General features: G+C 64.6%; 25 protein-coding genes, 2 tRNA genes and 2 pseudogenes. 17 read left to right on the forward strand and 12 right to left on the reverse strand.

Annotated elements, in window-relative coordinates; genetic code table 11:
- Positions 1 to 819: 819 nt before the first annotated feature.
- The 6 genes and pseudogenes from rsmG to rpmH all read right to left on the reverse strand — a co-directional run bounded on the left by rsmG (position 820) and on the right by rpmH (position 3,908).
- The gene (gene rsmG / locus AC37TH_RS03945; protein WP_490763047.1) at positions 820 to 1,449 is read right to left on the reverse strand and encodes a 16S rRNA (guanine(527)-N(7))-methyltransferase RsmG; all 630 of its coding nucleotides are present in this window, start codon (positions 1,447 to 1,449) and stop codon (positions 820 to 822) included.
- Positions 1,450 to 1,478: 29 nt separating this feature from the next.
- Complete coding sequence (locus AC37TH_RS03950; RefSeq protein WP_490763048.1) at positions 1,479 to 2,111, reverse strand: Jag family protein; 633 nt, start codon at positions 2,109 to 2,111, stop codon at positions 1,479 to 1,481.
- 13 nt (positions 2,112 to 2,124) lie between these two features.
- Positions 2,125 to 3,092 (reverse strand): annotated as a pseudogene (gene yidC / locus AC37TH_RS03955) (membrane protein insertase YidC).
- A gap of 7 nt (positions 3,093 to 3,099) precedes the next feature.
- Entirely contained in the window at positions 3,100 to 3,411 is a 312-nt protein-coding gene (gene yidD / locus AC37TH_RS03960) for a membrane protein insertion efficiency factor YidD (protein ID WP_490763049.1), read from the reverse strand.
- Complete coding sequence (gene rnpA / locus AC37TH_RS03965) at positions 3,408 to 3,761, reverse strand: ribonuclease P protein component (protein ID WP_490763050.1); 354 nt, start codon at positions 3,759 to 3,761, stop codon at positions 3,408 to 3,410. Before rnpA ends, yidD begins: the two co-directional genes overlap by 4 nt.
- A gap of 9 nt (positions 3,762 to 3,770) precedes the next feature.
- Positions 3,771 to 3,908 carry a 50S ribosomal protein L34 gene (gene rpmH / locus AC37TH_RS03970; protein ID WP_223693057.1) on the reverse strand — a complete coding sequence of 46 codons (138 nt, stop codon included), beginning with the start codon at positions 3,906 to 3,908 and terminating at the stop codon, positions 3,771 to 3,773.
- Between the two features lie 444 nt (positions 3,909 to 4,352).
- On the opposite strand from rpmH, the gene dnaA reads away from it, so the two are divergent.
- The 10 genes and pseudogenes from dnaA (at position 4,353) to AC37TH_RS04020 (ending at position 15,404) form a co-directional block, all read left to right on the forward strand.
- Complete coding sequence (dnaA, locus tag AC37TH_RS03975) at positions 4,353 to 5,774, forward strand: chromosomal replication initiator protein DnaA (RefSeq protein ID WP_490763051.1); 1,422 nt, start codon at positions 4,353 to 4,355, stop codon at positions 5,772 to 5,774.
- 516 nt (positions 5,775 to 6,290) lie between these two features.
- Positions 6,291 to 7,435: pseudogene (gene dnaN, locus AC37TH_RS03980) on the forward strand (DNA polymerase III subunit beta).
- A 34-nt stretch (positions 7,436 to 7,469) separates the two neighbouring features.
- Positions 7,470 to 8,357, forward strand: coding sequence for a phosphogluconate dehydrogenase (NAD(+)-dependent, decarboxylating) (gene gnd, locus AC37TH_RS03985; protein WP_490763052.1), 888 nt, complete (start codon positions 7,470 to 7,472; stop codon positions 8,355 to 8,357).
- A gap of 6 nt (positions 8,358 to 8,363) precedes the next feature.
- Positions 8,364 to 9,548: a DNA replication/repair protein RecF gene (recF, locus tag AC37TH_RS03990; RefSeq protein WP_490763053.1), complete on the forward strand. Its 1,185-nt coding sequence runs from the start codon at positions 8,364 to 8,366 to the stop codon at positions 9,546 to 9,548.
- Complete coding sequence (locus AC37TH_RS03995) at positions 9,545 to 10,060, forward strand: DciA family protein (RefSeq protein WP_490763054.1); 516 nt, start codon at positions 9,545 to 9,547, stop codon at positions 10,058 to 10,060. Before recF ends, AC37TH_RS03995 begins: the two co-directional genes overlap by 4 nt.
- Before the next feature lie 124 nt (positions 10,061 to 10,184).
- Entirely contained in the window at positions 10,185 to 12,158 is a 1,974-nt protein-coding gene (gene gyrB, locus AC37TH_RS04000; RefSeq protein ID WP_490763055.1) for a DNA topoisomerase (ATP-hydrolyzing) subunit B, read from the forward strand.
- Between the two features lie 31 nt (positions 12,159 to 12,189).
- Complete coding sequence (gene gyrA, locus AC37TH_RS04005) at positions 12,190 to 14,727, forward strand: DNA gyrase subunit A (protein ID WP_490763851.1); 2,538 nt, start codon at positions 12,190 to 12,192, stop codon at positions 14,725 to 14,727.
- The gene (locus tag AC37TH_RS04010; protein WP_402853152.1) at positions 14,717 to 15,130 is read left to right on the forward strand and encodes a DUF3566 domain-containing protein; all 414 of its coding nucleotides are present in this window, start codon (positions 14,717 to 14,719) and stop codon (positions 15,128 to 15,130) included. Before gyrA ends, AC37TH_RS04010 begins: the two co-directional genes overlap by 11 nt.
- Positions 15,131 to 15,210: 80 nt before the next feature.
- Positions 15,211 to 15,287 (forward strand) — tRNA-Ile (locus AC37TH_RS04015).
- 44 nt (positions 15,288 to 15,331) lie between these two features.
- Positions 15,332 to 15,404 (forward strand) — tRNA-Ala (locus tag AC37TH_RS04020).
- A gap of 51 nt (positions 15,405 to 15,455) precedes the next feature.
- Here the strand turns inward: AC37TH_RS04020 and AC37TH_RS04025 are convergent.
- Positions 15,456 to 15,920 (reverse strand): Lrp/AsnC family transcriptional regulator, encoded by a 465-nt coding sequence (locus AC37TH_RS04025; RefSeq protein ID WP_490763056.1) that lies wholly within the window; start codon positions 15,918 to 15,920, stop codon positions 15,456 to 15,458.
- A 92-nt stretch (positions 15,921 to 16,012) separates the two neighbouring features.
- Here AC37TH_RS04025 and AC37TH_RS04030 point away from each other — a divergent pair, with 92 nt between their 5' ends.
- Positions 16,013 to 16,453, forward strand: a complete 441-nt coding sequence (locus AC37TH_RS04030) for a rhodanese-like domain-containing protein (RefSeq protein WP_490763057.1) — start codon at positions 16,013 to 16,015, stop codon at positions 16,451 to 16,453.
- Positions 16,454 to 16,471: 18 nt separating this feature from the next.
- Here the strand turns inward: AC37TH_RS04030 and AC37TH_RS04035 are convergent, their stop codons facing one another.
- Positions 16,472 to 17,335 carry an Fpg/Nei family DNA glycosylase gene (locus tag AC37TH_RS04035; protein ID WP_490763058.1) on the reverse strand — a complete coding sequence of 288 codons (864 nt, stop codon included), beginning with the start codon at positions 17,333 to 17,335 and terminating at the stop codon, positions 16,472 to 16,474.
- 47 nt (positions 17,336 to 17,382) lie between these two features.
- Between AC37TH_RS04035 and AC37TH_RS04040 the strand changes: the two genes are divergently transcribed.
- A complete protein-coding gene (locus AC37TH_RS04040) occupies positions 17,383 to 17,799 on the forward strand; it encodes an NUDIX hydrolase (protein ID WP_490763059.1) in 417 nt (138 codons plus the stop codon).
- Between the two features lie 60 nt (positions 17,800 to 17,859).
- Here the strand turns inward: AC37TH_RS04040 and AC37TH_RS04045 are convergent, their stop codons facing one another.
- Positions 17,860 to 18,054, reverse strand: coding sequence for a PspC domain-containing protein (locus tag AC37TH_RS04045; RefSeq protein ID WP_490763060.1), 195 nt, complete (start codon positions 18,052 to 18,054; stop codon positions 17,860 to 17,862).
- Between the two features lie 144 nt (positions 18,055 to 18,198).
- Positions 18,199 to 18,741 (reverse strand): hypothetical protein, encoded by a 543-nt coding sequence (locus AC37TH_RS04050; RefSeq protein WP_490763061.1) that lies wholly within the window; start codon positions 18,739 to 18,741, stop codon positions 18,199 to 18,201.
- Between the two features lie 101 nt (positions 18,742 to 18,842).
- On the opposite strand from AC37TH_RS04050, the gene AC37TH_RS04055 reads away from it, so the two are divergent.
- Together AC37TH_RS04055 and AC37TH_RS04060 are read left to right on the forward strand one after the other, a co-directional pair.
- Entirely contained in the window at positions 18,843 to 19,382 is a 540-nt protein-coding gene (locus AC37TH_RS04055) for a peptidylprolyl isomerase (RefSeq protein WP_490763062.1), read from the forward strand.
- A 209-nt stretch (positions 19,383 to 19,591) separates the two neighbouring features.
- The gene (locus AC37TH_RS04060; RefSeq protein ID WP_490763063.1) at positions 19,592 to 20,242 is read left to right on the forward strand and encodes a rhomboid family intramembrane serine protease; all 651 of its coding nucleotides are present in this window, start codon (positions 19,592 to 19,594) and stop codon (positions 20,240 to 20,242) included.
- A 226-nt stretch (positions 20,243 to 20,468) separates the two neighbouring features.
- Here AC37TH_RS04060 and AC37TH_RS04065 read toward each other — a convergent pair whose 3' ends face one another.
- A complete protein-coding gene (locus AC37TH_RS04065) occupies positions 20,469 to 20,711 on the reverse strand; it encodes a cell division protein CrgA (RefSeq protein WP_490763064.1) in 243 nt (80 codons plus the stop codon).
- 120 nt (positions 20,712 to 20,831) lie between these two features.
- On the opposite strand from AC37TH_RS04065, the gene AC37TH_RS04070 reads away from it, so the two are divergent.
- From AC37TH_RS04070 to AC37TH_RS04080, 3 genes are read left to right on the forward strand one after another with little or no spacing between them, the layout of a single operon-like run.
- Entirely contained in the window at positions 20,832 to 21,644 is an 813-nt protein-coding gene (locus AC37TH_RS04070; RefSeq protein ID WP_490763065.1) for a class E sortase, read from the forward strand.
- Positions 21,645 to 21,646: 2 nt separating this feature from the next.
- The gene (locus AC37TH_RS04075; RefSeq protein ID WP_490763066.1) at positions 21,647 to 21,805 is read left to right on the forward strand and encodes a hypothetical protein; all 159 of its coding nucleotides are present in this window, start codon (positions 21,647 to 21,649) and stop codon (positions 21,803 to 21,805) included.
- Positions 21,802 to 22,440 carry an anthranilate synthase component II gene (locus AC37TH_RS04080; RefSeq protein WP_490763067.1) on the forward strand — a complete coding sequence of 213 codons (639 nt, stop codon included), beginning with the start codon at positions 21,802 to 21,804 and terminating at the stop codon, positions 22,438 to 22,440. Before AC37TH_RS04075 ends, AC37TH_RS04080 begins: the two co-directional genes overlap by 4 nt.
- A 25-nt stretch (positions 22,441 to 22,465) precedes the next feature.
- Here the strand turns inward: AC37TH_RS04080 and pknB are convergent, their stop codons facing one another.
- Positions 22,466 to 24,157: a Stk1 family PASTA domain-containing Ser/Thr kinase gene (pknB, locus tag AC37TH_RS04085; RefSeq protein ID WP_490763068.1), complete on the reverse strand. Its 1,692-nt coding sequence runs from the start codon at positions 24,155 to 24,157 to the stop codon at positions 22,466 to 22,468.
- Positions 24,158 to 24,229: the final 72 nt, after the last annotated feature.

Here is a 24,229-nt window from a genome sequence, read left to right on the forward strand (position 1 = left end):
CACCCATACCCCTGGGCCAGCTCAACTCTTGGAGACATGGAGTGCCCAGGGTCGGCAACTCACCCAGCGCCTCGAATCCTTGTCTTCAGGTTGACTGCGTTTCACGTGAAACCATTGCAACTCGCGGCGGCCGACGCACGCGTACCAATGCGATCAAGGGCTCTGGGCCCACAGTCGCCGGGGGAGTGGACTACCCCTGCGACAGGTTTGCGGTCGCAGCGTGAGGAAGTCTGCGAGGGGCATCATACTTGGGTCGTCGCGAACTGTTGTGGTGGTACGTCAGAAGCCTCGCAGTGACGGTTAGGACCGAGGGCTGCACCCCATCGATACCCCGCGCGAAGAGAATGCCGACAGTGCAACCAGCACGTACCGCGGGAGACGGAGACAACCAGCGGGTATCAACAGCACGACCAGCGGTCACCGACAGCAGCGCCAGTGGTCACCGACAGCAGTGCCGGGAGTGCCGATAGGCAACTCACAAGAACATGGCCGGTGACCGCGCACGCCCAGGCAGCGGCACCTCGCCGGGAAGGGGCCCTCCCTGCAAGTGGCGTACCCCAGGCAGTCTCCCGTGCCGGCTAGTTTCACGTGAAACTACGTTCCCCACCAGCGCCGACCAACTTCGACCTAGCCAATTCATCTGAGCCGTGAGCGACTCGCGACAGCCCAGACAGGCGCCCACGCCAGCAGGCCGCCGATCAAGTCTCACCAAAGACCAATAAGACAGGTCCAAGAAGCAACAATGCTCCTAAACTCAGGGCATAAACACCCGAAAGCGCATCGTTTCAGCGCCACAGGAACGATCCTAAGCGCGTCAGGCTACCGCACAGACGCGCGGATTACCCTCGTCACCTCGTCCAGGACGTCCTGGCCAAGCGTCACAACCTCGATTTGGTGCACTTTGTACTTGCGAATCTCTTTCGACGCGGCCTCCACCTCGATCTGCGCGCCTGCGCCCTTCATGAGGACAAGCTCGCCGCCATCACGAAGCAGGGGAGCGGTGAGGGGGAGAAGCTTCCGGAAGGCGCTGACCGCGCGAGCGGTGACCTGGTCGAGCGGCTCCTCCAGTCGTACGTCCTCGGCGCGTGCGCGGACCACTTCCACGTTCGTGAGCCCGAGCTCTGCGACCTGCTCGTTCAGCCACGCGACACGGCGCTCCATCGGCTCGATCAGCACGAAGGTGACATCCGGGCGTGCGATCGCCAGCACCAGACCAGGAAGTCCCGCGCCGCTCCCGATATCGCCGACGCGCCCCGGACGAAGCAGGGGAGCGACGATCGCACTGTTCAAGATATGGCGCGACCAGAGGCGGGGGAGTTCGAGCGGCCCGATGAGACCGCGCTCCTCGCCTTGCGACGCGAGGTTCGAGGTGAACTGCCGAGCCACGGCGAGCTGCGCTCCGAAGAGGGTTGCGGCGGCGGCCGGCTCAGCCTCGAGGCCGTCAGTCACTCGACACACACCCAACGTTCCACGTGAAACTATGCCTTGGTGATGACGGTGTGGCGGTCGCGACCTTCGCCTTGCGAGTTCGAGACGAAGCCGCGCTCCGACACGATGTCGTGGACCAGCTTGCGCTCGTAGGACGACATCGCTGGGAGGGCAGCCTGCGCGGAGCCTTCCTCGATGCGGGAGATCGCGTGGTCGACGAGCGTGGCCAACTCCGCCTGGCGGGCGTCCCGCGAGCCGGCGATGTCCAGAATCAAGCGCGAGAAGGCGCCCGTCTTGTTCTGGACGGCGAGGCGGGTCAGCTCCTGGAGAGCAGTGACGGTGTCCGGCTTCGAGAGCAGGCGAAGGTTCGCGTTCTCGTCCGCGTTGACCGAAATGTACGAGCGACCGTTGCGCGCATCGATGTCGATGTCGCCGTCGATGTCCGCGATGTCGAGGAGCTCTTCGATGTAGTCGGCGGCGATGTCGCCTTCCTGATCGAGCTGATCGGCCGTCGGCTCCGCGTACTCGCGACCCTCTGACGCGCCCGACTCGGTCGACGTGGACGTGGACGTCGACTCCGACGTCTCCACGAACGCGACATCAGACACTGTCACTGAGGCGGGGGAGGCGTCTTCCGGGGTCACTGGCTCAACGACGGAATCGGACTGCTGCACATCGGTCATTCTGGAATCCCTACTACTTTCCGGCCTGCTTCTTAGCGCGGTTCTTGCTCACAGGCTGAACGCGCTGAGTGGTGGTCTTCTTCGTGTCCTCTTCGACAGTCAGCACGACGACGCCGTCTTCCTGAACGAGCTTGCCCTTGCGAGCAAGGCGGGCCTCACGCGCCTTCGCGGCGTCGGAGCCCGGGGTCGGCATGTTACGGATGACGAGGAACTGCTGGCCCATGGTCCAGAGGTTCGAGGTGAGCCAGTAGAACATGACGCCGAGGGGGAAGGCGAAACCAGAGAAGAGGAAGACGAAGGGGAGGAGGTACAACAGGATGCGCTGCTGCTTGAACTGGGGGCTCGCCTTGGTCTCCGGCGACATGTTCTTGGAAACGATCTGCAGCTGCGTGAGGAACTGCGAACCCGTCATGAGCACGACCATCACGGCAGCGATCACCATCACGGCCACCTGCTGCGGGTGGGCGTTCATCGCGCCTTGGAAGCTCTGGTGCAGCGGGGCCACGCCGAACAACGTCGCGCCGCCGAACTGCTGGGCGAGCTCGGAATTCAGTGGGCCGACGCCCGCGTGCCCGCCCTGTGCTCCGTTCAGCACCTGGAAGAGGCTGAAGAACACCGGCATCTGGAGCAGAAGCGGAAGGCAGGAACTCAGTGGGTTCGTGCCGGTCTTCTTGTAGAGCTCCATGGTCTCGCGGGACATGGCCTCACGCGAGAACTGATCCTTCTTGCCCTTGTACTTCTCCTGGATCTTCTTCAGCTGCGGCGCGATCTCGAGCATCCGGCGCTGATTCTTGATCTGGCGGACGAAGATCGGGATGAGGGCGGCACGCACGACCACGGTCAGACCGACGATCGACAGGACCCAGGTGATGCCCGCGGCCGGGTCGAGCCCGATCTGCGAGAACAGCCAGTGGAACGCAACGAGGATGAGCTCCACGACCCATTTTTAATGGGCCACAGAATCGTTCCGATGATGTCCATGTGGTTGCTAGGCCTTTCCCTGGCTTGTGGCGACGACGAAACCGAACGGAGTCACCCGGTAGCGACGCTTCTTCTTAAGGGGGACATCATCGACCCCACCCGCAGCCCACGGGTGGCAACGGGCGATTCGGCGAACACCGAGCACAGTCCCGATTGCGAGTCCGTGCTCTTGGATGGCCTGCAGCGCGTAAGCGGAGCAGGACGGGTAGTACCGGCAGACGTCTCCATACAAAGGTGAAATGACCGCGCGATACGCACGAAGCAGCAAAACGGCACAGTTCCGCGGAACAAGGAGCACTGCAGTGAATGCGGTGTTCATCGACGGACGTTGCCTCTACTGGTGAATCGGCTGATTGCTGCGGAGATCTCTTCGTGCAGGGTAGCCCACTCCGCATGAGCGGACGCTGGCAATGCCCTGATCACGACGTCGGTTCCCGGTGACAGCTGAGGGAGCAGCTCGTGAGCCACTGCCTTCAACCTTCGACGCACCAGGTTTCGCTTCACAGCGACACCGACGGTCTTGCCCGCGATAAAGCCGAATCGCACCACATCCGGGTTCGGACCAGGACGGATGTACGTCACGGTGTTCGCTCCGGTGAAGCGAGCGCCGCGGCGCACAGTCGCCTTGTAGTCCGCCCCCCGCGTGATGCGATTGGCTTTGGCGAGCACCGGTGAAGGCTAGGCCGAGAGCTTCGTGCGGCCCTTGCCGCGACGTGCGGCGAGGATCGCGCGGCCCGCACGGGTGCGCATACGCAGGCGGAAACCGTGGGTCTTCGCACGCTTGCGGTTGTTCGGCTGGAAGGTTCTCTTGCTCATATCTCTATCTCCGTGTGGTCTCTTAACAGGCCGGTGCTGATGCAAGATCCAGCACGGGGAGGCCGTGAAAAGTTTTTGGGCAGCCAAAACGGCTGAAGTCAACTGATTAAAACTACGACCTAGGACGGACGAGGTCAAACCAGACGAGACAAATCCAATGATTATGCACAGGAATGGGAGGAACCTGAGGAGCGACGCGCCGCCGTATGCCCGCAAACGAATTTGATCCACAACCTGTGGACAAGTTACCGTGAGGACCAAAGTTATCCCCAGCCCATCCCAAAATCGGCCGGAGATCGCTACGGTATTGGACACACAGCGGTGGATAACCCTGTGAATACCTGACGGCGGCGCACGCGCAACCGACCCGATGTCAACGTCAACGATGGAGTCGACTGCGATTCATCGGTTGACGGCATCCACACGAGACGAATACGGGGAACGATGGCAGGCGGCGAAGAGTCCATTTCTGCGGCATGGCAGAACGTGCTCGACTCATTGGAGTCGGACGACCGCATCACGCCCCAGCTGCACGGATTCCTCAGCCTGGTCGAGCCCAAGGGCATCATGGCCGGCACCTTCTATCTCGAAGTCCCCAACGAATTCACCCGCGGGATGATCGAGCAGCGCAGCCGCGTGCCCCTCCTGAACGCGATCGGCGGCCTGGACGAGTCACTTGCTGTGAACACCTTCGCGATCGTCGTCAACCCGGACATCCAGGAAGAGACGATGGCCGGCCCTCGAGAGCCCGCCGATGCCGCATACATCGAGGCGCCGGCAATGCTCACACCACCGGCCGAGATCACGGCGCCCGCGCGCAACAACGACACGCGCCTCAACCCCAAGTACAGCTTCGACAACTTCGTCATCGGCCAGTCCAACCGGTTCGCGCACGCTGCAGCGGTCGCCGTCGCCGAAGCACCGGCCAAGGCTTACAACCCGCTCTTCATCTACGGAGACTCCGGGCTCGGCAAGACCCACCTCCTCCACGCCATCGGGCACTACGCGATGAGTCTCTATCCGGGCATCCGGGTGCGCTACGTCAGTAGTGAGGAGTTCACCAACGACTTCATCAACTCGATCGCGAACAACCGCGGCTCGTCGTTCCAGGCCCGCTACCGCAACATCGACATCCTGCTGATCGACGACATCCAGTTCCTGCAGCGAGCGGTCGAGACCCAGGAAGCGTTCTTCCACACCTTCAACACACTGCACGACCACAACAAGCAGGTGGTCATCACCAGCGACCTGCCGCCGAAGCTGCTCACCGGCTTCGAAGACCGCATGCGTTCGCGGTTCGAGTGGGGCCTCATCACCGACGTCCAGGTCCCCGACCTCGAGACGCGCATCGCGATCCTCCGCAAGAAGGCACAGAGCGAGAAGATCCAGGTTCCCGACGACATCCTCGAGTTCATGGCGTCAAAGGTTTCCAGCAACATCCGCGAGCTCGAGGGCACACTCATCCGCGTCACCGCGTTCGCGAGCCTGAACCGCACCCCGGTCGACATGCCTCTCGTGCAGACGGTCCTCAAAGACCTCATCACGCTCGATGACGACAACGTCATCGCGCCGACCGACATCATCACGAACACGGCCGACTACTTCAAGCTCACCGTCGACGACCTCTACGGCTCGAGCCGTTCGCAGGCCGTCGCGACCGCGCGCCAGATCGCGATGTACCTCTGCCGCGAACTCACGAACCTCTCACTGCCCAAGATCGGCCAGCTGTTCGGCAACCGCGACCACACCACGGTGATGTACGCCAACAAGAAGATCAGCGAGCTCATGAAAGAGCGTCGCTCGATCTACAACCAGGTCACAGAGCTCACCAGCCGCATCAAGCAGAACCACCGCTACAGCAAGTAGCCGCCCTGCGGCTCCGGAGCCGCGGAACTCGCGCCACCGGATGCACCGGAACCACCCACCGGATGCACGCCCCTACCCTCCGGCGCGCCCGCGACACGCGGTCGCCGACATATCCGATCGGTCGAGTTATCCACAAATCTGTCCCCAGAGTGGGGACAGTCGATTATTAACACCTGTGGATAACTTGTGGAGAAGAGTCCTAAAGGTGGAGCGTTAATGGGGACGAATCATGGATGCCTGTGAATTGCGGCCTATTCCGACACAGGCCGGTTCCCCTGTAAACAACAGGATTCCCCAGGTCATCAACAAGTCACAAACGTGTAGTTCCCAGTGGTTGACTGGCATCGACAGAGTTATCCACAGTTTCCACAGCGGTTAACACCATTAATCATTAAGTCTTCTGAATTGGGAGGCCGACAACCTGAACCCCGATCGCTCGAATCACAATTTCTCGCGCCAGGGGCAAGCGCTAGGATTTGTCACGATCCATTTCCCGCCGACGACAGAGGTGACTTCGTGAAGTTCCAAGCCAACCGGGATGTATTCAGTGAAGCCGTCTCCTTCGCAGTCAAACTCCTTCCCCAGAGGACGACGCTCCCCATCCTGAGTGGTGTACTGATCGAGACGACCGAGACTGGACTACAGCTCTCCTCGTTCGACTACGAAGTCTCCGCACAGACCGAGATCGCCGCAGAGGTCGAAGAACCGGGACGTGTTCTCGTCTCCGGGCGCCTCCTGGCCGAAATTGCCGCCAAGCTTCCGAACGCTCCCGTGCAGTTCTCCACGGAGGACACGAAGATCGTCGTCAGGGCCGGGTCGGCCAACTTCACCCTGCTTTCCATGCCCGTCGAGGAATATCCGAGCATTCCGCAGGTCAGCGGGCAGGCAGGACTCGTTCCTGCCGAAGACTTCGCCGAAGCTGTCGCCCAGGTGGGCGTCGCAGCATCCAGAGACGATGTGACCCCCGTCATCACCGGCGTTCAGCTCGAGGTCGGCGACAACACCCTCGGTCTCGTCGCCACTGACCGCTACCGCGTTGCCGTCCGGGAGATCAACTGGGACAACGGCACCACGTCCGGTGAGCCCGTGACCGCCCTCGTCCCTGCCCGAACCCTCACCGAGATCGGCAAGACCCTCGGGCACAGCGGTACCATCGCCGTGTCGATCACGAACCGTGACGATCGCGAGCTCATCGCCTTCACCGCCGACAAGAAGACCGTCACGTCGCTGCTCATCAAGGGCAACTTCCGCCCGTGCGCCGGCTCTTCCCTGAGCAGGTCGACAACTACGCGGTCGTCAACACCGCCGAGCTCATCGAGGCGACGAGGCGCGTCGCCCTCGTTCTCGAGCGCGAGGCGGCCCTTCGGTACTCCTTCTCCGCAGAGGGTCTCACCCTCGAGGCCATCGGCTCGGAGCAGGCCCAAGCATCCGAGAGCATCGACGCTCTCCTCACTGGCCAGGAGACGGTGGTTTCGTTGAAGCCGCAGTTCCTGCTCGATGGTCTCGGTGCCGTGCACTCGGAATTCGTGCGCATCTCCTTCACCAAGACCGAAAACCCCAACAAGCCCGGTCCTGTGCTGATCACGAGCCAGACATCGAAGGACCAGGCAGGCGCGGACAACTACAAGTACCTCCTGCAGCCCAACCTGCTGCTCAGGTAACACCCGTCCGCTCGAACAGAGAAGAAGGACAATCATGCACATCGGCCTCATCGGTCTCGGAAAAATGGGCAACAACATGCGCGCCCGCCTCGAGAAGAACGGCATCGAGGTGACCGGCTACGACACGAACCCCGAGGTCTCGGATGTCGCCACCCTCGCCGATCTCGTCGCCGCGCTGCCCGCTCCGCGCACCGTGTGGGTCATGGTCCCCGCCGGAAAGATCACCGACGCGGTCATCACCGACCTCGAGCCGCTGCTCGAGAAGGGCGACCTCGTGATCGACGGAGGGAACTCCCGCTTCACCGAGGACTTCAAACACTCCGAGCAGCTCGCGCCCAAGGGTGTCGACTTCATGGATGCAGGTGTCTCCGGAGGCGTCTGGGGCCTCGACAACGGTTACGGCCTCATGGTCGGTGGTAGCAAGGCTCAGGTCGAGCGCGTTATGCCGGTCTTCGACGCGCTGCGTCCGGAGGGTCCGCGCGACGAAGGGTTCGTCCACGTGGGCGAGGTCGGCGCTGGCCACTACGCCAAGATGGTCCACAACGGCATCGAATACGCGCTCATGCAGGCATACGCCGAGGGGTATGAACTCCTCGACACCCGCAAAGACATCGTCAAAGACGTCACGGGCACTTTCAAAGCCTGGCAGCGCGGAACGGTCGTCCGCTCCTGGCTGCTCGACCTGCTGGTGCGCGCGCTGGAGCAGGACCCGGAGTTCGAGCACATCGAAGGCTACGTGCAGGATTCCGGCGAGGGTCGCTGGACCGTGGAGGAAGCGCTCGCCAATGCGGTTCCGGTTCCCACGATCAGCGCGTCGATCTTCGCGCGCTTCGTCTCCCGCCAGGAGGACTCTCCTGCGATGAAGGCCGTGGCTGCCCTGCGCAACCAGTTCGGCGGTCACGCCGTGAAGGCCGTGGACTAACCCTCTTTGAGAGTTACACATCTTTCCCTGACCGACTTCCGCAATTACCGCACCGCGGAGGTGCCGCTTGCGGCCGGCGCGAACCTCTTCGTCGGCCGTAACGGCCAGGGCAAGACGAACCTGGTCGAGTCACTCGGCTACCTGAGCACCCTCGGGTCGCATCGGGTGTCGAGTGACCAGGCCATGATCAGGAAGGATGCGGAGTCCGCCATCGTGCGCACCCGTATCCAGCACGACGGTCGTGAGCTGCTGGTGGAGTTGCAGCTGAACCGCGGCACAGCCAACCGGGCGCAGGTCAACCGGTCGGCGATCAAGACCCGCGAGCTTCCGCGCTACTTCTCCAGCGTGCTGTTCGCGCCGGAAGACCTCGCCCTCGTGCGGGGCGAGCCGAGCATCCGGCGTCGTTTCATCGACCAGTTGCTCGTGCAGCGGAATCCGCGCTTTTCCGGCGTGCTGTCCGACTACGAGCGGGTGCTCAAGCAGCGGAACACCCTGCTCAAGTCGGCCAGAGCGTCCGGTGTCAAAGAGAACCAGCTCGGCACGCTTGAGATCTGGGACGAACGACTCGTCGCGCTCGGCGCCGAACTGGTGGATGCGCGGCTCGACCTGATCGCTCGACTCACCGATCCGCTCACCAACGCCTATCGCTCGGTGGCCGGCGACGACCACCATCCCAGGTTGCTCCCGCTGCTGACGATCCGCGGGGCCGACGTCGAGGATGCGGACGACGCGGACTCCGCCGATCCCGTAACCGACTCATCCGGTGTTTCGACGTCCGATGCCTTACGTCAGGCCCTCGCCGTCGTTCGCCGTAAGGAGCTCGACCGGGGCCAGACGCTGATCGGGCCGCACCGCGACGACGTGCTCTTCGAGCTGAACGGCCTGCCGGCGAAGGGGTACGCCAGCCATGGCGAATCGTGGTCGTTCGCGCTCGCGCTGAAACTCGCATCCGCCGAGCTGCTGCGGAGGGAGTCGAACACCGGCGATCCCGTGCTCATCCTCGATGACGTGTTCGCCGAGCTGGACCAGGCGCGGCGTAGGATGCTTGCAACCGCCGTAGGGGGTTACGAGCAGGTGCTGATCACCGCGGCCGTGTTCGATGACGTGCCAGGAGAACTGACTGCGCACACCGTGCGGATCGAAGCAGGTGCTGTGGTGGATGAGGACCAGGACGGAGAAGTGGAAGCATGACCGATGCACGCGCCCCGTTCGAGGCCGCCCCGCTCAGCGACGCCTCCGCCACCTATCTCCGGATGCGCGAACTCTTCGGAGGAGCGCCGACCACCCGCAGCCGCAGGGTCAAGAAGAAGGACGCCGACCCGTCGGAGAGCCAGCCGTTCGGGAAGGGACGCGATCCGCGCGGTCTGGGTGACGTGGTCGACGCGCTCGCTGTCCAGCTCGGCTGGACGTCGTCGCTCGCGCAGTCGGATCTGCTCTCCGGCTGGCTCGAACTGGCCGGGGAGGAGACCGCGAAGCATGCCGTCCCCGAAGGCATCACCGAAGGGGTGCTGACCGTGCGGTGCGAGTCGACGGCATGGGCGACCCAGCTCAGGATCATGCGTTCCGACCTGCTGGCGAGAATTGCGGACCGGTTCCCGGACGCGGACATCCAGTCAATCCGTTTTCAAGGCCCAGACGCCCCCTCCTGGAAAAGAGGCCCCAGGTCGATTCCAGGGCGTGGCCCGCGCGATACTTACGGTTGAGTGCACAAAAGAGGTCAATCGATGGAAAACAACGCGTCAGACGAGCGTTTTCGCCCATCTAGGCACCTCGTGCTTGGTAGAATGAATAGGTCACTACTGAGTGCGGTCAGGAGCCTAATTTCATATGACGATGGAACCGAACAAGGCCGAGGCGGAACACGACTACGGCGCGAATGAGATCCAGGTCCTCGAGGGTCTCGAAGCCGTACGCAAACGACCCGGAATGTACATCGGTTCGACCGGCCCTCGCGGCCTCCACCACCTTGTGCAGGAGATTGTCGACAACTCCGTCGATGAAGCTCTCGCCGGCCACGCCGACAACATCGATGTGACGATCCTCGCCGACGGCGGCGTCCGCGTCATCGACAACGGTCGTGGCATCCCTGTCGACATCCACCCGGTGGAGGGCAAGTCCACCGTCGAGGTCGTCCTCACGATCCTGCACGCCGGCGGAAAGTTCGGCGGCGGCGGATATGCGGTCTCCGGTGGTCTGCACGGCGTCGGCAGCTCCGTGGTCAACGCGCTTTCCAGCCGCCTCGACGTGGAGGTCAGCAGGCAGGGCAACGTCTACCGTCAGAGCTACCGCCACGGTGTTCCGGAGGCTCCGCTCGAGATGGGCGAGGAGACCGACGCGACCGGAACCACCATCACGTTCTGGCCGAGTCCCGACACGTTCGAGACGGTCGTCTTCGACTACGACACGCTCCGCACCCGATTCCAGCAGATGGCGTTCCTCAACAAGGGCCTCCGCATCGCACTGACGGACGAGCGTCTGGATGAGGACCAGACCGAGCCGCGCTTCGAAGTCTTCCTCTATGAGCAGGGTCTGATCGACTACGTCCACTACCTCAACTCGGCCAAGAAGGCCGAGGTCGTCCACGACGAGATCATCGCGTTCGAGTCGGAGGACACCGAGCGCAAGATCGCGCTCGAGGTCGCGATGCAGTGGACGACGGGTTACAACGAGAGCGTCTTCACCTACGCGAACACCATCAACACCCACGAGGGTGGAACGCACGAGGAAGGCTTCCGCGCCGCACTGACCACCTTGGTCAACAAGTATGCGCGCGAGAAGAACATCCTGAAGGAGAAGGACGACAACCTCTCCGGCGACGATGTGCGCGAGGGTCTCACCGCCGTCATCTCGGTGAAACTGTCCGAGCCGCAGTTCGAGGGCCAGACCAAGACCAAGCTCGGAAACACCGAGGCCAAGGCGTTCGTGCAGAAGGTCGTCGGCGATCAGCTCGGCGACTGGTTCGACCGCAACCCGAACCAGGCCAAGGAGATCATCCGCAAGGCTCTGCAAGCCGCGACGGCCAGGCTCGCCGCGCGCAAGGCGCGAGAGACCGCCCGCCGCAAGGGGCTGCTCGAGGGCGGCGGGATGCCAGGCAAGCTCAAGGACTGCCAGTCGAAAGACCCGTCCATCTCCGAGATCTTCATCGTGGAGGGCGACTCGGCCGGCGGTTCCGCCGTGCAGGGCCGCAACCCGGAGACTCAGGCGATCCTTCCGCTCCGTGGCAAGATCCTCAACGTCGAGAAGGCACGACTTGATCGCGCCCTCGCCAACAACGAGGTGCAGGCCATGATCACGGCGTTCGGCGCCGGAATCGGCGAGGACTTCAACCCGGAGAAGGCGCGCTACCACAAGATCGTTTTGATGGCGGATGCCGACGTCGACGGTCAGCACATCACCACGTTGCTGCTCACGCTGCTCTTCCGCTACATGCGTCCGCTGATCGAGCTCGGCTACGTGTATCTCGCGCAGCCGCCGCTCTACCGGCTCAAGTGGACCAATGCCGAGCACGAGTACGTCTACTCCGACCGTGAGCGCGATGCGTTCATGGCCGAGGGGATCGCGGCAGGCAAGCGCATCCCGAAGGACAACGGCGTGCAGCGCTACAAGGGTCTCGGCGAGATGGACTACAAGGAACTCTGGGAGACCACGATGAGCCCGGAGACCCGCACGCTGCTGCAGGTCACCCTCGACGACGCCGCTGCGGCCGACGAGATCTTCGCCACGCTGATGGGCGAAGACGTCGAGTCGCGCCGTAATTTCATCCAGAAGAACGCGAAGGACGTGCGTTTCCTTGACATCTGACAACACCGAAGGCACCCCCGGAGACGACATCGTGACCGACGACACCGCCGGAGCGGGTTTCGGCATCCACGGCAGGATCGACCAGGTCGATCTGCAGTCGGAGATGCAGCGCTCCTACCTCGACTACGCCATGAGCGTCATCATCGGGCGCGCGCTGCCGGAGGTGCGTGACGGACTCAAGCCCGTGCACCGCCGTGTGATCTACGCGATGTTCGACGGCGGATACCGTCCGGACAAGGCGTTCTCGAAGTGCGCCCGCGTGGTCGGCGACGTAATGGGTCAGTTCCACCCGCACGGCGACTCGGCGATCTACGACGCGCTCGTGCGTCTCGTCCAGCCGTGGAGCCTGCGCTACCCGCTCGCACTCGGCCAGGGCAACTTCGGCTCTCCGGGCAACGACGGCGCCGCCGCCCCGCGATACACCGAGACCAAGATGGCCCCGCTCGCCATGGAGATGGTCCGCGACATCGACGAGGAGACCGTCGACTTCCAGGACAACTACGACGGTCGCACCCAGGAGCCGGCCGTCCTCCCCGCTCGCTTCCCGAACCTGCTGGTCAACGGTTCTGTCGGCATCGCGGTCGGCATGGCCACGAACATCCCACCGCACAACCTGCGCGAGGTCGCCGATGGAGCCCTGTGGTACCTGGCCAACCCGGATGCACCGCGTGAGGAGCTCCTCGAAGAGCTGATCAGGCGCATCAAGGGACCGGACTTCCCGACCGGTGCGCAGATCCTGGGCGTCAAGGGCATCCAGGACACCTACCGCACCGGCCGAGGCTCGATCACGATGCGCGCCGTCGTGGCGATCGAGGAGATCCAGGGCCGCATCTGCTTGGTGGTCACCGAGCTGCCGTATCAGGTCAACCCGGACAACCTCGCGATCAAGATCGCCGATCTGGTCAAGGACGGCAAGATCGGCGGCATCGCCGACATCCGTGACGAGACCTCCGGTCGCACCGGCCAGCGCCTCGTGATCGTTCTGAAGCGTGACGCGGTCGCCAAGGTCGTGCTGAACAACCTGTACAAGCACACACAGCTGCAGGAGAACTTCGGCGCGAACATGCTCGCGATCGTGGACAACGTTCCGCGCACGCTGGCACTCGACGGCTTCATCACCGCGTGGGTCGACCACCAGATCGAGGTCATCGTCCGGCGCACCCGTTACCGTCTGCGCAAGGCGGAGGAGCGCGCGCACATCCTGCGCGGATACCTCAAGGCACTGGATGCGCTCGACGAGGTCATCGCGCTCATCCGCCGGTCGGCCACGGTCGACGACGCCCGCACCGGTCTGAAGGATCTGCTCGACGTCGACGACATCCAGGCGGATGCCATCCTCGCGATGCAGCTGCGCCGCCTGGCGGCGCTGGAACGTCAGAAGATCATCGACGAGCACGACCAGATCGAGCGCGAGATCGCCGAATTCCAGGCGATCCTGGCCGACCCTGTTCGTCAGCGCACGATCGTCAGCGAAGAGCTGACCGAGATCGTGGACCGCTTCGGCGACGACCGCCGCACGGAGATCATGTTCGGCTTCGACGGCGACATGAGCATGGAAGACCTCATCCCCGAAGAGGAGATGGTGGTCACGGTCACCCGTGGCGGATACATCAAGCGCACCCGCAGCGACAACTACCGCAGCCAGCACCGCGGCGGCAAGGGTGTCAAGGGCGCCCAGTTGCGCGGTGAGGACGTGGTCGACCACTTCTTCGTCACCACCACGCACCACTGGCTGCTGTTCTTCTCGACCAAGGGCCGCGTCTACCGCGCCAAGGCGTACGAGTTGCAGGAGGCCGGCCGTGACGCCAAGGGCCAGCACGTCGCCAACCTGCTCGCCATGCAGCCGGACGAGGAGATCGCCGAGATCCTCGACATTCCCGACTACGAGGCGGCCAAGTACCTCGTGCTCGCCACCCGCGACGGCCTCATCAAGAAGACGGCGCTCAGCGAGTACGACACGAACCGCTCGGGCGGCATCATCGCGATCAAGCTCCGCGAAGAGGACGAACTCGTCTCCGCGCTGCTGGTCGAGGAGGACTCCGACCTGCTGCTCGTCTCCCGCAAGGGCATGTCGATCAGGTTCACCGCCTCCGACGAGGCGCTGCGCCCGATGGGCCGTTCGACCTCCGGCGTGATCGGAATGCACTTCCGCGGCGAGGACAAACTGCTCGACGCTTCGGTGGTCTCCGACGACGGCTACGTGTTCGTGGTGACGGAGGGCGGTTACGCGAAGCGCACCGCCGCCGACCAGTACCGTCTGCAGAACCGCGGCGGTCTGGGCATCAAGGTTGCGAAACTGAGCGACGACAGGGGTGACCTGGTCGGCGCGCTGATCGTGGATGACGACGACGAGGTCCTTGTGGTTCTTGCCAGCGGCAAGGTGGTACGCTCCTCCGTGGCCGAGGTACCCGCCAAGGGCCGAGACACCATGGGTGTCGTGTTTGCACGTTTCGCCGAGTCCGACAAGATCATCGCTCTGGCCAAAAACACCGAACGCAACCTGGATTCTCAGGAAGATGACGAAGAATCTGGGGACGTCGGGAAGGAAGAAACCGTAGATGAGCAGTAGTGTTGCCGAAAAGCTCGCCAAGAAGTCATCCCGGAGACCCGTGTCCGCCAAGCAGGTACGTCTCAAGCTGGTGTACATCGACTTCTGGTCGACCGTGAAACTGTCCTTCCTCGCAGGAATCTGCCTGGCGATCATCGCGATCGTCGGAACCTTCCTCGTCTGGACGGTCCTCGACCGCACCGGGATCTTCGACCAGGTGAACAGCCTCTTCAAAGACATCTCCGGCGCCGGTGGAAGCGACCTCAAGTCGATCCTCGGCCTCGGCCAGGTGATGGGCTTCTCGCTCGTCGTCGGGATCCTCGACATCATCGTGATCACCGCGCTCGGCGCTGTCTTCGCCCTCCTGTACAACCTCTCTGTGAAGATCACCGGCGGCCTGCTCGTCGGCTTCACGAACAACTAGCACGGCCGTCCGATGCGGTTCGGCACCTCGCCGATTTCGCATTGGCCGGGCAGATCAGGTAGTCTCTAATCTGCCCAATCGGGGATATAGCTCAGGCGGTTAGAGCGCTTCGCTGATAACGAAGAGGTCCGAGGTTCAAGTCCTCGTATCCCCACCACTGTGTCCCGTGAGACGAAGTTCTCACGGGATCACAGCCCCTCCGGGGCCTTAGCTCAGTTGGTAGAGCGCCTGCTTTGCAAGCAGGATGTCAGGAGTTCGAATCTCCTAGGCTCCACATTTCGAATCCCCGCGGTTGGCGAGGAATCCTTCTTCGGCCGGCCCGCGGCTAGCTGCGAGGCGGCACGATCGCCCTCGTCGGGAACGGGCTGGAGTATGACACGCTCGTGGTGACGCTGCCCAGCGTTCCGATCCTGCCGCTGACCTGTTCCAGGTGACGCATCGACGTCGCCACCACTTTCAGGATGAAGCAGTCGTCTCCGGTGACATGGTGCGCCTCCACGACTTCGGGCGTCTGCGCGAGCAGGTCGTGCAGCGGCGTGTAGACACTGCTGGGGTAGCGCAGGCGCAGGAACGCCAGGATGGAGTATCCCAGCCGCTCGGGGTCGATGACGGCGCGATAGCCGCCGATCACCCCGGACTCTTCGAGGCGCCGCACCCGCTCGGCGACCGCGGAGTTCGACATGTGGACCCGTCGTGCCAGTTCGGCGATGGACTGGCGGCCGTCGCGCTGCAGCTCGGCGAGCAGGGTGTCGTCGACGGAATCGGTCACGTATGGGGAATTCGCGGTCATGGGGCGATTCTGTCAGCAGATCCACGGCTCCACGCGTCGAATGCCGCGGATCGTCTCTTCAAACCGGCTCCGCTCATCCCTAATCTGTGGTCATGACCATCACAGCCGCAGAGGCAGCCCGCCATTTCGCCGCGAAGCTCGACTTCGAGACCGACCCGTCCGACGTCAAGGCGGCACAGGATGCGGGGGAGCGGTTCGTGCTCGTCGACTCCCGCGGCGACGCCGCCTGGGCGCAGGCGCGCATTCCGGGAGCGGTCCATCTCCCCACCGCCCGGATCGCGGAGCGCGCGGGTGGACTGATCCCCGAGGGAACGCCCGTGGTCGTGTACTGCTGGGGGCCGGGCTGCAATGGGTCGACGAGGGCCGCGCTGCAGTTCAGCCTGCTCGGCTACCCCGTGAAGGAGATGATCGGCGGATTCGAGTACTGGGCGCGGGAAGGCCTCGGCATCGAGGACGACGGCGGGCCCATCGAACGGGCGACCGATGAGCTCACGGCGCCCATCGCAGTGGGAGCGATCAGCTGCGACTGCTGAGCGGGCCGCCGGCGCGCACTATTTGAGCAGCCGGGACAGCACGCGGTCGGCGAGCGGCTTGCCGCCGGTCTGACAGGTGGGGCAGTACTGCAGTGTGGAGTCGGCGAAGATGACCTGCCGCACAGTGTCGCCGCAGATCGGGCAGGGCTGGCCTGTGCGCCCGTGGACCTGCATCCCGAGCTTCTTCTCGCCCTTGAGCTCGGAGGCGGCCAGTCCGTCGGCGCGAGCCAGCGCATCCCGGAGCGTCGTCTGCATGGCCGAGTAGAGCCGCGTGACCTCCTCCGGCGACATCGACGCTGGTTTGAACGGCGACATGCGCGCGGTGTGCAGGATCTCGTCCGAGTATGCGTTGCCGATGCCGGCGATGATCGATTGGTTGCGCAGCACCCCCTTGATCTGCGCCCTCCCGGCGTCGGCCAGGATGCGCGCGAACGCCTCCTCGGTGAACTCCGGCGCGAGAGGGTCGGGACCGAGACGGGCGACGCCTGGCACATCGGAGGCGGCGTGCACGACGGAGATGGACAGGCTCTTCTTGGTGCCGGCCTCAGTGATATCGAGTCCGGACCCGTCGTCCAGCACCAGCCGGGCGGCCAGAGGACCCTTACTGGGGCGACCGGTCGGCGGAGGGGGTGGCGCATCCCGCCAGCGGATCCAGCCGGCCCTGGCCAGGTGGATGACGATGTGCAGGTCGCCGGCGGCGATGTCCAGGAACTTGCCGTGCCGCGTGACTCCGCCGATCGTCGTGCCGCGAACGGCCGTGACAGGGGGATCGAACGTCTTCAGCGCGGCGAAGGCGACGATGCTGAGCGTGTCGATGACGCGGCCGCGAAGGCGCGCATCGAGATCGGCCGCGAGAGCCGTGACTTCTGGGAGTTCAGGCACACCTCCAGTGTGCCGCGTGCGACCGACAAGCGCAGTATGGTGGCGGCATGGATATTCGGGTTGCGGCCTACGGTGTCATCGTCGACAACGACCGGATCCTGCTCGCGCACTGGAACGAGGGCGGCCGGTCCGGCTGGACGCTCCCCGGTGGGGGTATCGACCCCGGCGAAGACCCTGTGGATGCGGTGGTCCGCGAGATCGCGGAGGAGACCGGTTACGAGGCGGTCGCCGGAGACCTTCTCGGGATCGACTCGCACATCGTGCCGGCCGAGCAGCGGTTCGCGGAGGACGCCGGCCCGTTGCACGCGCTCCGGATCGTCTACCGTGCATCCATTGTCGGCGGGACGCTCGCGAACGAGCTCGACGGGACCACGGACGAGGCGCGCTGGTTCCCGTTGCACAGCATCCCGTCGCGCAGGGTCGAACTCGTCAACGTCGCGCTCGGGATGGCCGGACTGGCCTAGCTTGGCGTAATGCTAGGCGCGCGCAACGCTAGGCGCGCGCAACGCTAGGCGCGCGCAACGCTAAGCGCGTCTGGGCTCCTCGGACGGGATGACGATCCACATCGCGATGTACGCGATGAACTGCGGGCCGGGCAGCAGACAGGACAGCAGGAACAGGACGCGCACCGTGGTCGCGCTCCAGCCGAACCGCTGGGCCAGGCCGGCGCACACCCCGCCGATGACACGGCCGGAGGTGGGGCGATAAAGAGTGTTCATGAATCAAGTCTGAGCGGCGTTCACGGAACGGACCATCGGGGAATCCCCCCAATCGACCCTGATGCCTGCACCCGCTGCCGCGACGTGCAGCGGGAACGCGAAAAGGGGTGGCGCCCTGTGGCACCACCCCTTTCGAAGTCGTCGCTACTCGGCGACGGGAGCCGTGGGCTCCTCGTCGGCCACCCAGAGCTCGTCGTCGGCGCGGAAGGTCTGCCACACGGCGTAGAGCAGGCCGACGGCGGCGATGATGCCGAGACCGACCGCGATCACCGTTCCGGCACCGGGGCCGGACGAGTCGGTGGCAGCCTTGGCCTTCTTCGACACGTCCTTTCCTGCCTTCTTGACCTCGCCGATGAAGGCTCGTGCGCGTGCATCCCGAGCGTGGTCGACCACGGACATGGCCGTACCGACCACCGTGCCGACGGCGGGGATGACATCGCCCACCAGCCGATCGCGCGCGGCACCGGCGACCCGGCCGGCGGACTGCGTGGCAGGGCGCACGTACTGGTCGTACCCATCGCGCACGCGCGGAGCGAGTTCCTCGCGTGTGTAGTAGGCAGCCTGCTTGCGGGCCTCGGCGGCGATCGCGTTGGCATTGGCCAGCACGTCCTGCTGCTGACCCCACAGCTCTTCGGCGCTACTGCGCAAGCGCTCGAGTTCCTTCTTCCGCTTCCGTGTCAGGTTCATCTGGACCTCCATTGCGTCGTGTAGCGAACTCACTCCATCTTGCCACCTAAAGGCCTGTGGATGGCCCGAGAGCCTAGAACCCCTGTGCAAGAATTGGTGCCATGTCTAAGCACACCGCTGTCGCCACCCTCCACACTAACTACGGGGACATCAAGGTCAACCTCTTCGGCAATCACGCTCCGAAGACGGTCAGGAACTTCGTCGGCCTGGCGACCGGTGAAATCGAGTGGACGCACCCCTCCACGGGCGCCAAGAGCACCGACCCGCTGTACGACGGCGTTGTCTTCCACCGCATCATCCCCGGCTTCATGATCCAGGGCGGCGACCCGCTCGGTCAGGGCGTCGGCGGACCGGGCTACCAGTTCGACGACGAGATCAGCCCCGAACTCGACTTCACGCAGCCGTACATCCTCGCGATGGCCAACGCCGGCATCCAGGGCGGCCACGGCACCAACGGCTCGCAGTTCTTCATCACGGTCGCGCCCACCACGTGGCTGCAGGGCAAGCACTCCATCTTCGGCGCTGTCGAAGACGAGGCGTCCCGCAAGGTCGTCGACAAGCTCGCCGAGCTGCCCACGGATGCACGCGACCGGCCGCTCGACGACGTCGTCATCGAGTCGGTCACCGTCGAGCAGGTCTAGCAGCGGCGAGGGCGGGTCGAACGATGTCTCAGCCCGTCGACGCGAGGGCGACCTATTGTTACCGGCACCCGGACAGGCAGAGCTATGTGCTCTGCCAGCGGTGCGGGCGCACGATCTGCCCTGAATGCCAGACGCCGGCTGCTGTCGGAGTGATCTGCCCGGAATGCATGGCGCAGCAGCGCGCCACGGCTCCGCGTACCAAGTCGCCCATGGTGACGAGGCTGACGGGCAGAGGCGCGCCCGCGATCACCTACGCGATCATCGCGCTGTGTGTCCTCGTCTTCATCCTGCAGCAGCTTCCGTTGATCGGCTCGACCGTCACGCAGGCGATCCAGTACGCGGGCGTCTACTCGACGCCGATCGCCTTCGAGCCGTGGCGGATGCTCACCACCGTGTTCGCGCACGCCAGCATCCTGCACATCGCGTTGAACATGTACACGCTGTGGATCTTCGGCATGATGCTGGAGCCGTTGCTCGGCAGGGCGCGGTTCGCCGCGCTGTTCCTCATCAGCGGGTTCGCGGGTTCGGTGGGCGTCCTGCTCATCGCGAATCCCTTGCAGCCGGTGGTCGGCGCCTCCGGTGCCATCTTCGGGATGCTCGGCGCCTTCTTCGTCATCCAGCGGCGGCTCGGCGGAAACGCCACGCAGCTCCTCGTGCTGGTGGGCATCAACCTGGTGATCGGGTTCATCCCGCAGTTCGGGATCGCCTGGCAGGCTCACGTGGGCGGTCTCGTCGGCGGCGCGCTGGTCGGGCTGATCTACACAGAGACGCGCACCGTGGTTCGTCGCCGCTGGCAGCTTCCGCTGCTGATCGTGCTCTGCGTGCTCCTGGTCGGGCTGAGCCTGATCCACTTCCTGTAGTTCCTCCCCAGTTCGTGGATAAGTTATCCACAGGCTTATTAACAATGGGGATAATTACACGCGTGTAACTCTCCACAGGCTTATTAACACTGGGGAGAACCACACCCGTGTGATTGTCCTCACTGTGGAGGACACCTGTGGATAACCCTCAGGAGCATGGCGGGAACGGCATGAAAAAACCCGGGACCGGCTGCTGCCGATCCCGGGTGGAGTATATGAAGCCGGCTCAGCGCCAGCGGGTGGTCATGAGGAAGCCGATGAAGGCGATGCCGAAGCCGACGAGGATGTTCCAGGCGCCGAGTGCGGGGATCGGGTACTGGTTCTGGCTCACGTAGAAGACGATGATCCACACCAGCCCGAGAAGCATGAAGCCGAACATCACCGGCTTGAACCAGACAGGGTTGGGGGCGTCCTCGCCCGACTGGGCGACAGTGCGCTCGGGCTTGGTTTTCGACTTGGTGCGTGCCATAGCTCCATAGTGTAGCGGGAGAGGCTGTGCGGATCCGCAGTCGTTCGCTGCGCGGACCCTGGGGAGACTCCGAAGGATCTGCGGGGGCATTACACAGCCAAACTCCCTAGAATCATGCATATGACCGACCCGAACGCGCCGCAGGCCTCTGCCGCGCCCTCCACTCGGGTCCGTCGGCGCCGCCCGCGCCATAAGGTCACGTTCTTCGGGGTGCTCGGCGAGCTCCTGATCACGGCCGGCGTGCTCGTGCTGCTCTTCCTCGGCTGGCAGATCTGGTGGAACAGTCTGGTGCTCGCCGGTCAGCAGACCAGCGCCGCGCAGCAGCAGAGCCAGAAGTGGCTCGATGACGCAGCCAAGTCGCCGACGCCCAGCCCCACCCCCACCCCGGATGCCGACCCCACGAAGCCTGCGCCACCGCCGGTGTCCGCGGAACCGGCCGACTATCAACCGTTCGCCGTCATCTACATCCCGCGTCTCGGCGCGGACTGGAAGCGCACGATCCGCGAGACGGTCGACACCGAGCGCGTGCTCAACAGCTACGACGCGGGGGTCGGTCACTACAAGGGCACGGCGATGCCGGGAGCGGTCGGCAACTTCGCCGTCGCCGGGCACGACAGTGGATGGGGCAACACCTTCATCGACCTGTCCAAGCTGCACATCGGCGACCGCATCTACGTGCAGACCAAAGACGGCTGGTACACGTACACGTTCCGCAACTTCGAATACGTCCAGCCGACCGCCGTCGGGGTGATCCTGCCCGTGCCACGGCAGCCGGATGCGACGCCGATCGACCGTCTGATGACCATCACCACCTGCAATCCGCCGTTCCACGCAGGAGAGCGACTGATCGCGTACACGGTGTTCCAGGACTACACGCCGATGCAGCAGGTGCCGAGCGAGATCGCGGCCGCCGTCGCGGCCAACGGAGGGTGACGATGTACGGAGCACTGTGGCGCATCCTGCCCGGACCGGTGTGGGTGCGCATCCTGATTCTGATCGTGCTGGTCGTGGCCGTGCTGGCCGCTCTGGTGACCTGGGTGTTCCCCTGGGTGGATTCGCTCTTGGGCCCGCAGGAAGGTACCGTGGGGCCGTGACCCGCGTACTCGTCATCGACAACTACGACAGCTTCGTCTACACCCTCAACGGCTACCTTCAGGAGCTGGGTGCCGAGACGGAGGTGGTGCGCAACGACGACATCGCCGAGGCCGACCTGCCCGCGCGTCTCGCGGAGTACGACGCGGTGCTGGTCTCGCCCGGCCCCGGCAAGCCGGTCGACGCGGGTGTCTCCATCCCCGTCGTCAAGCAGGCCCTGCAGACCGGGATGCCGCTCCTGGGCGTCTGCCTCGGTCATCAGGCCATCGCGGAGGCGTTCGGCGGCGTCGTCACCAACGCCGAAGAACTCATGCACGGCAAGACCTCCGAGGTCAGCCACGACGACAACGCGTTCTTCGACGGCGTTGGCCAGCCGTTCACGGCCACGAGATACCACTCCCTCGCCGTCGTCGACGGCACCGTGCCGGACGACCTGGTCATCACGGCCCGCACGGCCGGTGGCGTGATCATGGCGCTGCAGCACCGGGATGCGCCGATCTACGGCGTGCAGTTCCACCCGGAGTCCGTGCTCACCGAGGGCGGCTACCGGATGCTCGGGAACTGGCTCGAGGTGGCCGGACTGCACGGCGCAGCGGCCGCATCCCGCGGGTTGAACCCGCTCGTGAAGCTGGTCTGACGGCGCTGACCGCCGCTGCCGCGTTCTAGCCGGAGCAGTAGGTCAGATCGACCGTCGACCCCTGTGGGACGTCGCCCACCTGTGACTGCGTGTGCACCAGCGGGGCGCCCTTGTCCTGTGGGCAGGTGGCGTCCGGTTTGGGGTTCACGACGAGTCCCAGGTCGGAGAGGATGCCCGTGGCGGCCTGCAGCGACTGGCCGGTGAGGTCGGTGACCGTGACCTTGCCGCTGGAGACGGTGAGGGAGATCGCGTCGCCCTCGTGAGCGTTGGCATTCGGGGCCGGGTCGGTGGTGATCACGACGTTGGCGGGGACCGTCGGGGAGTTGGTCGTCGTCACGGGACCGACAGAGAGACCGGCCGCAGCAAGGGCGGCTTTGGCCGCATCCGCTGTCATGTTGTGCACATCGGGCACGGTGACCATCTTCTTGCCCGTGGAGACGTAGACCGTGATCGTGTCGCCGGTCGCGACGACGATGCCGGCGCCCGGATCGGTGCGGACGACCTGGCCCTCTGCGTAGGTGGAGCTCGCCTCGGACGCCTGAGTCCACTTGAGCTTCATGTCTTGCAGTTGCGCCGTGGCCTTGTCGAGCGTCTGGCCGGACAGGTTCGGCACCTCGCGCGACGTCTCGGGAAGGGTGGTGCTCGGCGCGAGCCTGAGCACCCACGCGAGGACGGCGACGATGACGATGGCCATGATCGCGACGCCGGCCCAGATCCAGATGACGGGTGGGCGTCGCTGCGTGCGGACCATTGTCTGATCCTCCGCGAGCTGGCGGAAGGCGGCCTCCGGACCGGAAACGACGCTCGGCGGGGCTCCGAAGAGGGTTTCGCCGATCGCATCCGGTTCTTTGTGGACGGGAACCTTGCCCGAGGCGGCCAGCTGCAGGTCGTCGCGGAACTCGGTGACCGTCTGGTAACGCTCGAAGCGATCCTTGGTGAGTGCCCGCGCGACGACGACGTCCATCGCGGGAGAGATCTTGGGGTTGATGGAGCTCGGCTTGACCGGCGCTTCGCTGACGTGCTGGTACGCGACGGCCACCGGTGTGTCTCCGCGGAACGGGGGACGTCCGGTGAGCATCTCGAACAGCACGACGCCGGTGGAGTACAGGTCGGTGCGCGCATCCACGGACTCGCCCTTGGCCTGCTCGGGCGAGAAGTAGCTGGCGGTGCCCAGGATGGCTGTGGTCTGCGCGACCGTAGCCGAGGAGTCGCTGATCGCCCTGGCGATGCCGAAGTCCATGACCTTGACCTGGCCGGACTTGGTGATCATCACGTTGCCCGGCTTGATGTCGCGGTGGACGACGCCTGCGCGGTGGGAGTATTCGAGCGCCGTGAGGATGCCCTCGGTGATGCGCACAGCCTCGGTGACCTCGAGCGGACCGCTCTTGATGAGATCTTTCAGAAGAACGCCGTCGACGTACTCCATGACGATGAACGGCAGCTGCGCCTCGTGGCCGCTCGGCTCCCGCACGGTCTCCTCGCCGGCGTCGAAGACGCGGACGATCGTCGGGTGCGCCATGCGGGCGGCCGCCTGCGCTTCCTGACGGAAACGGGTGCGGAACGCCGGGTCGGTCGCCAGCGACGGCTTGAGGAGCTTGATCGCGACCGTGCGGCCCAGACGCGTGTCTTTACCGCGGTGCACGTCCGACATGCCACCTCGTCCGATGAGTTCGCCCACCTGATATCGGCCTGCGAGCAGGCGGCTATCTGGGCTCAATTCGGACTCCTTCCGGGTGGTGGCTCCGGCTAGCGTAGCGGTCTCAGTCTGGGTATATCCCCGTCGCGGCGA

It is taken from the genome of Leifsonia sp. McL0627, from assembly GCF_058244615.1.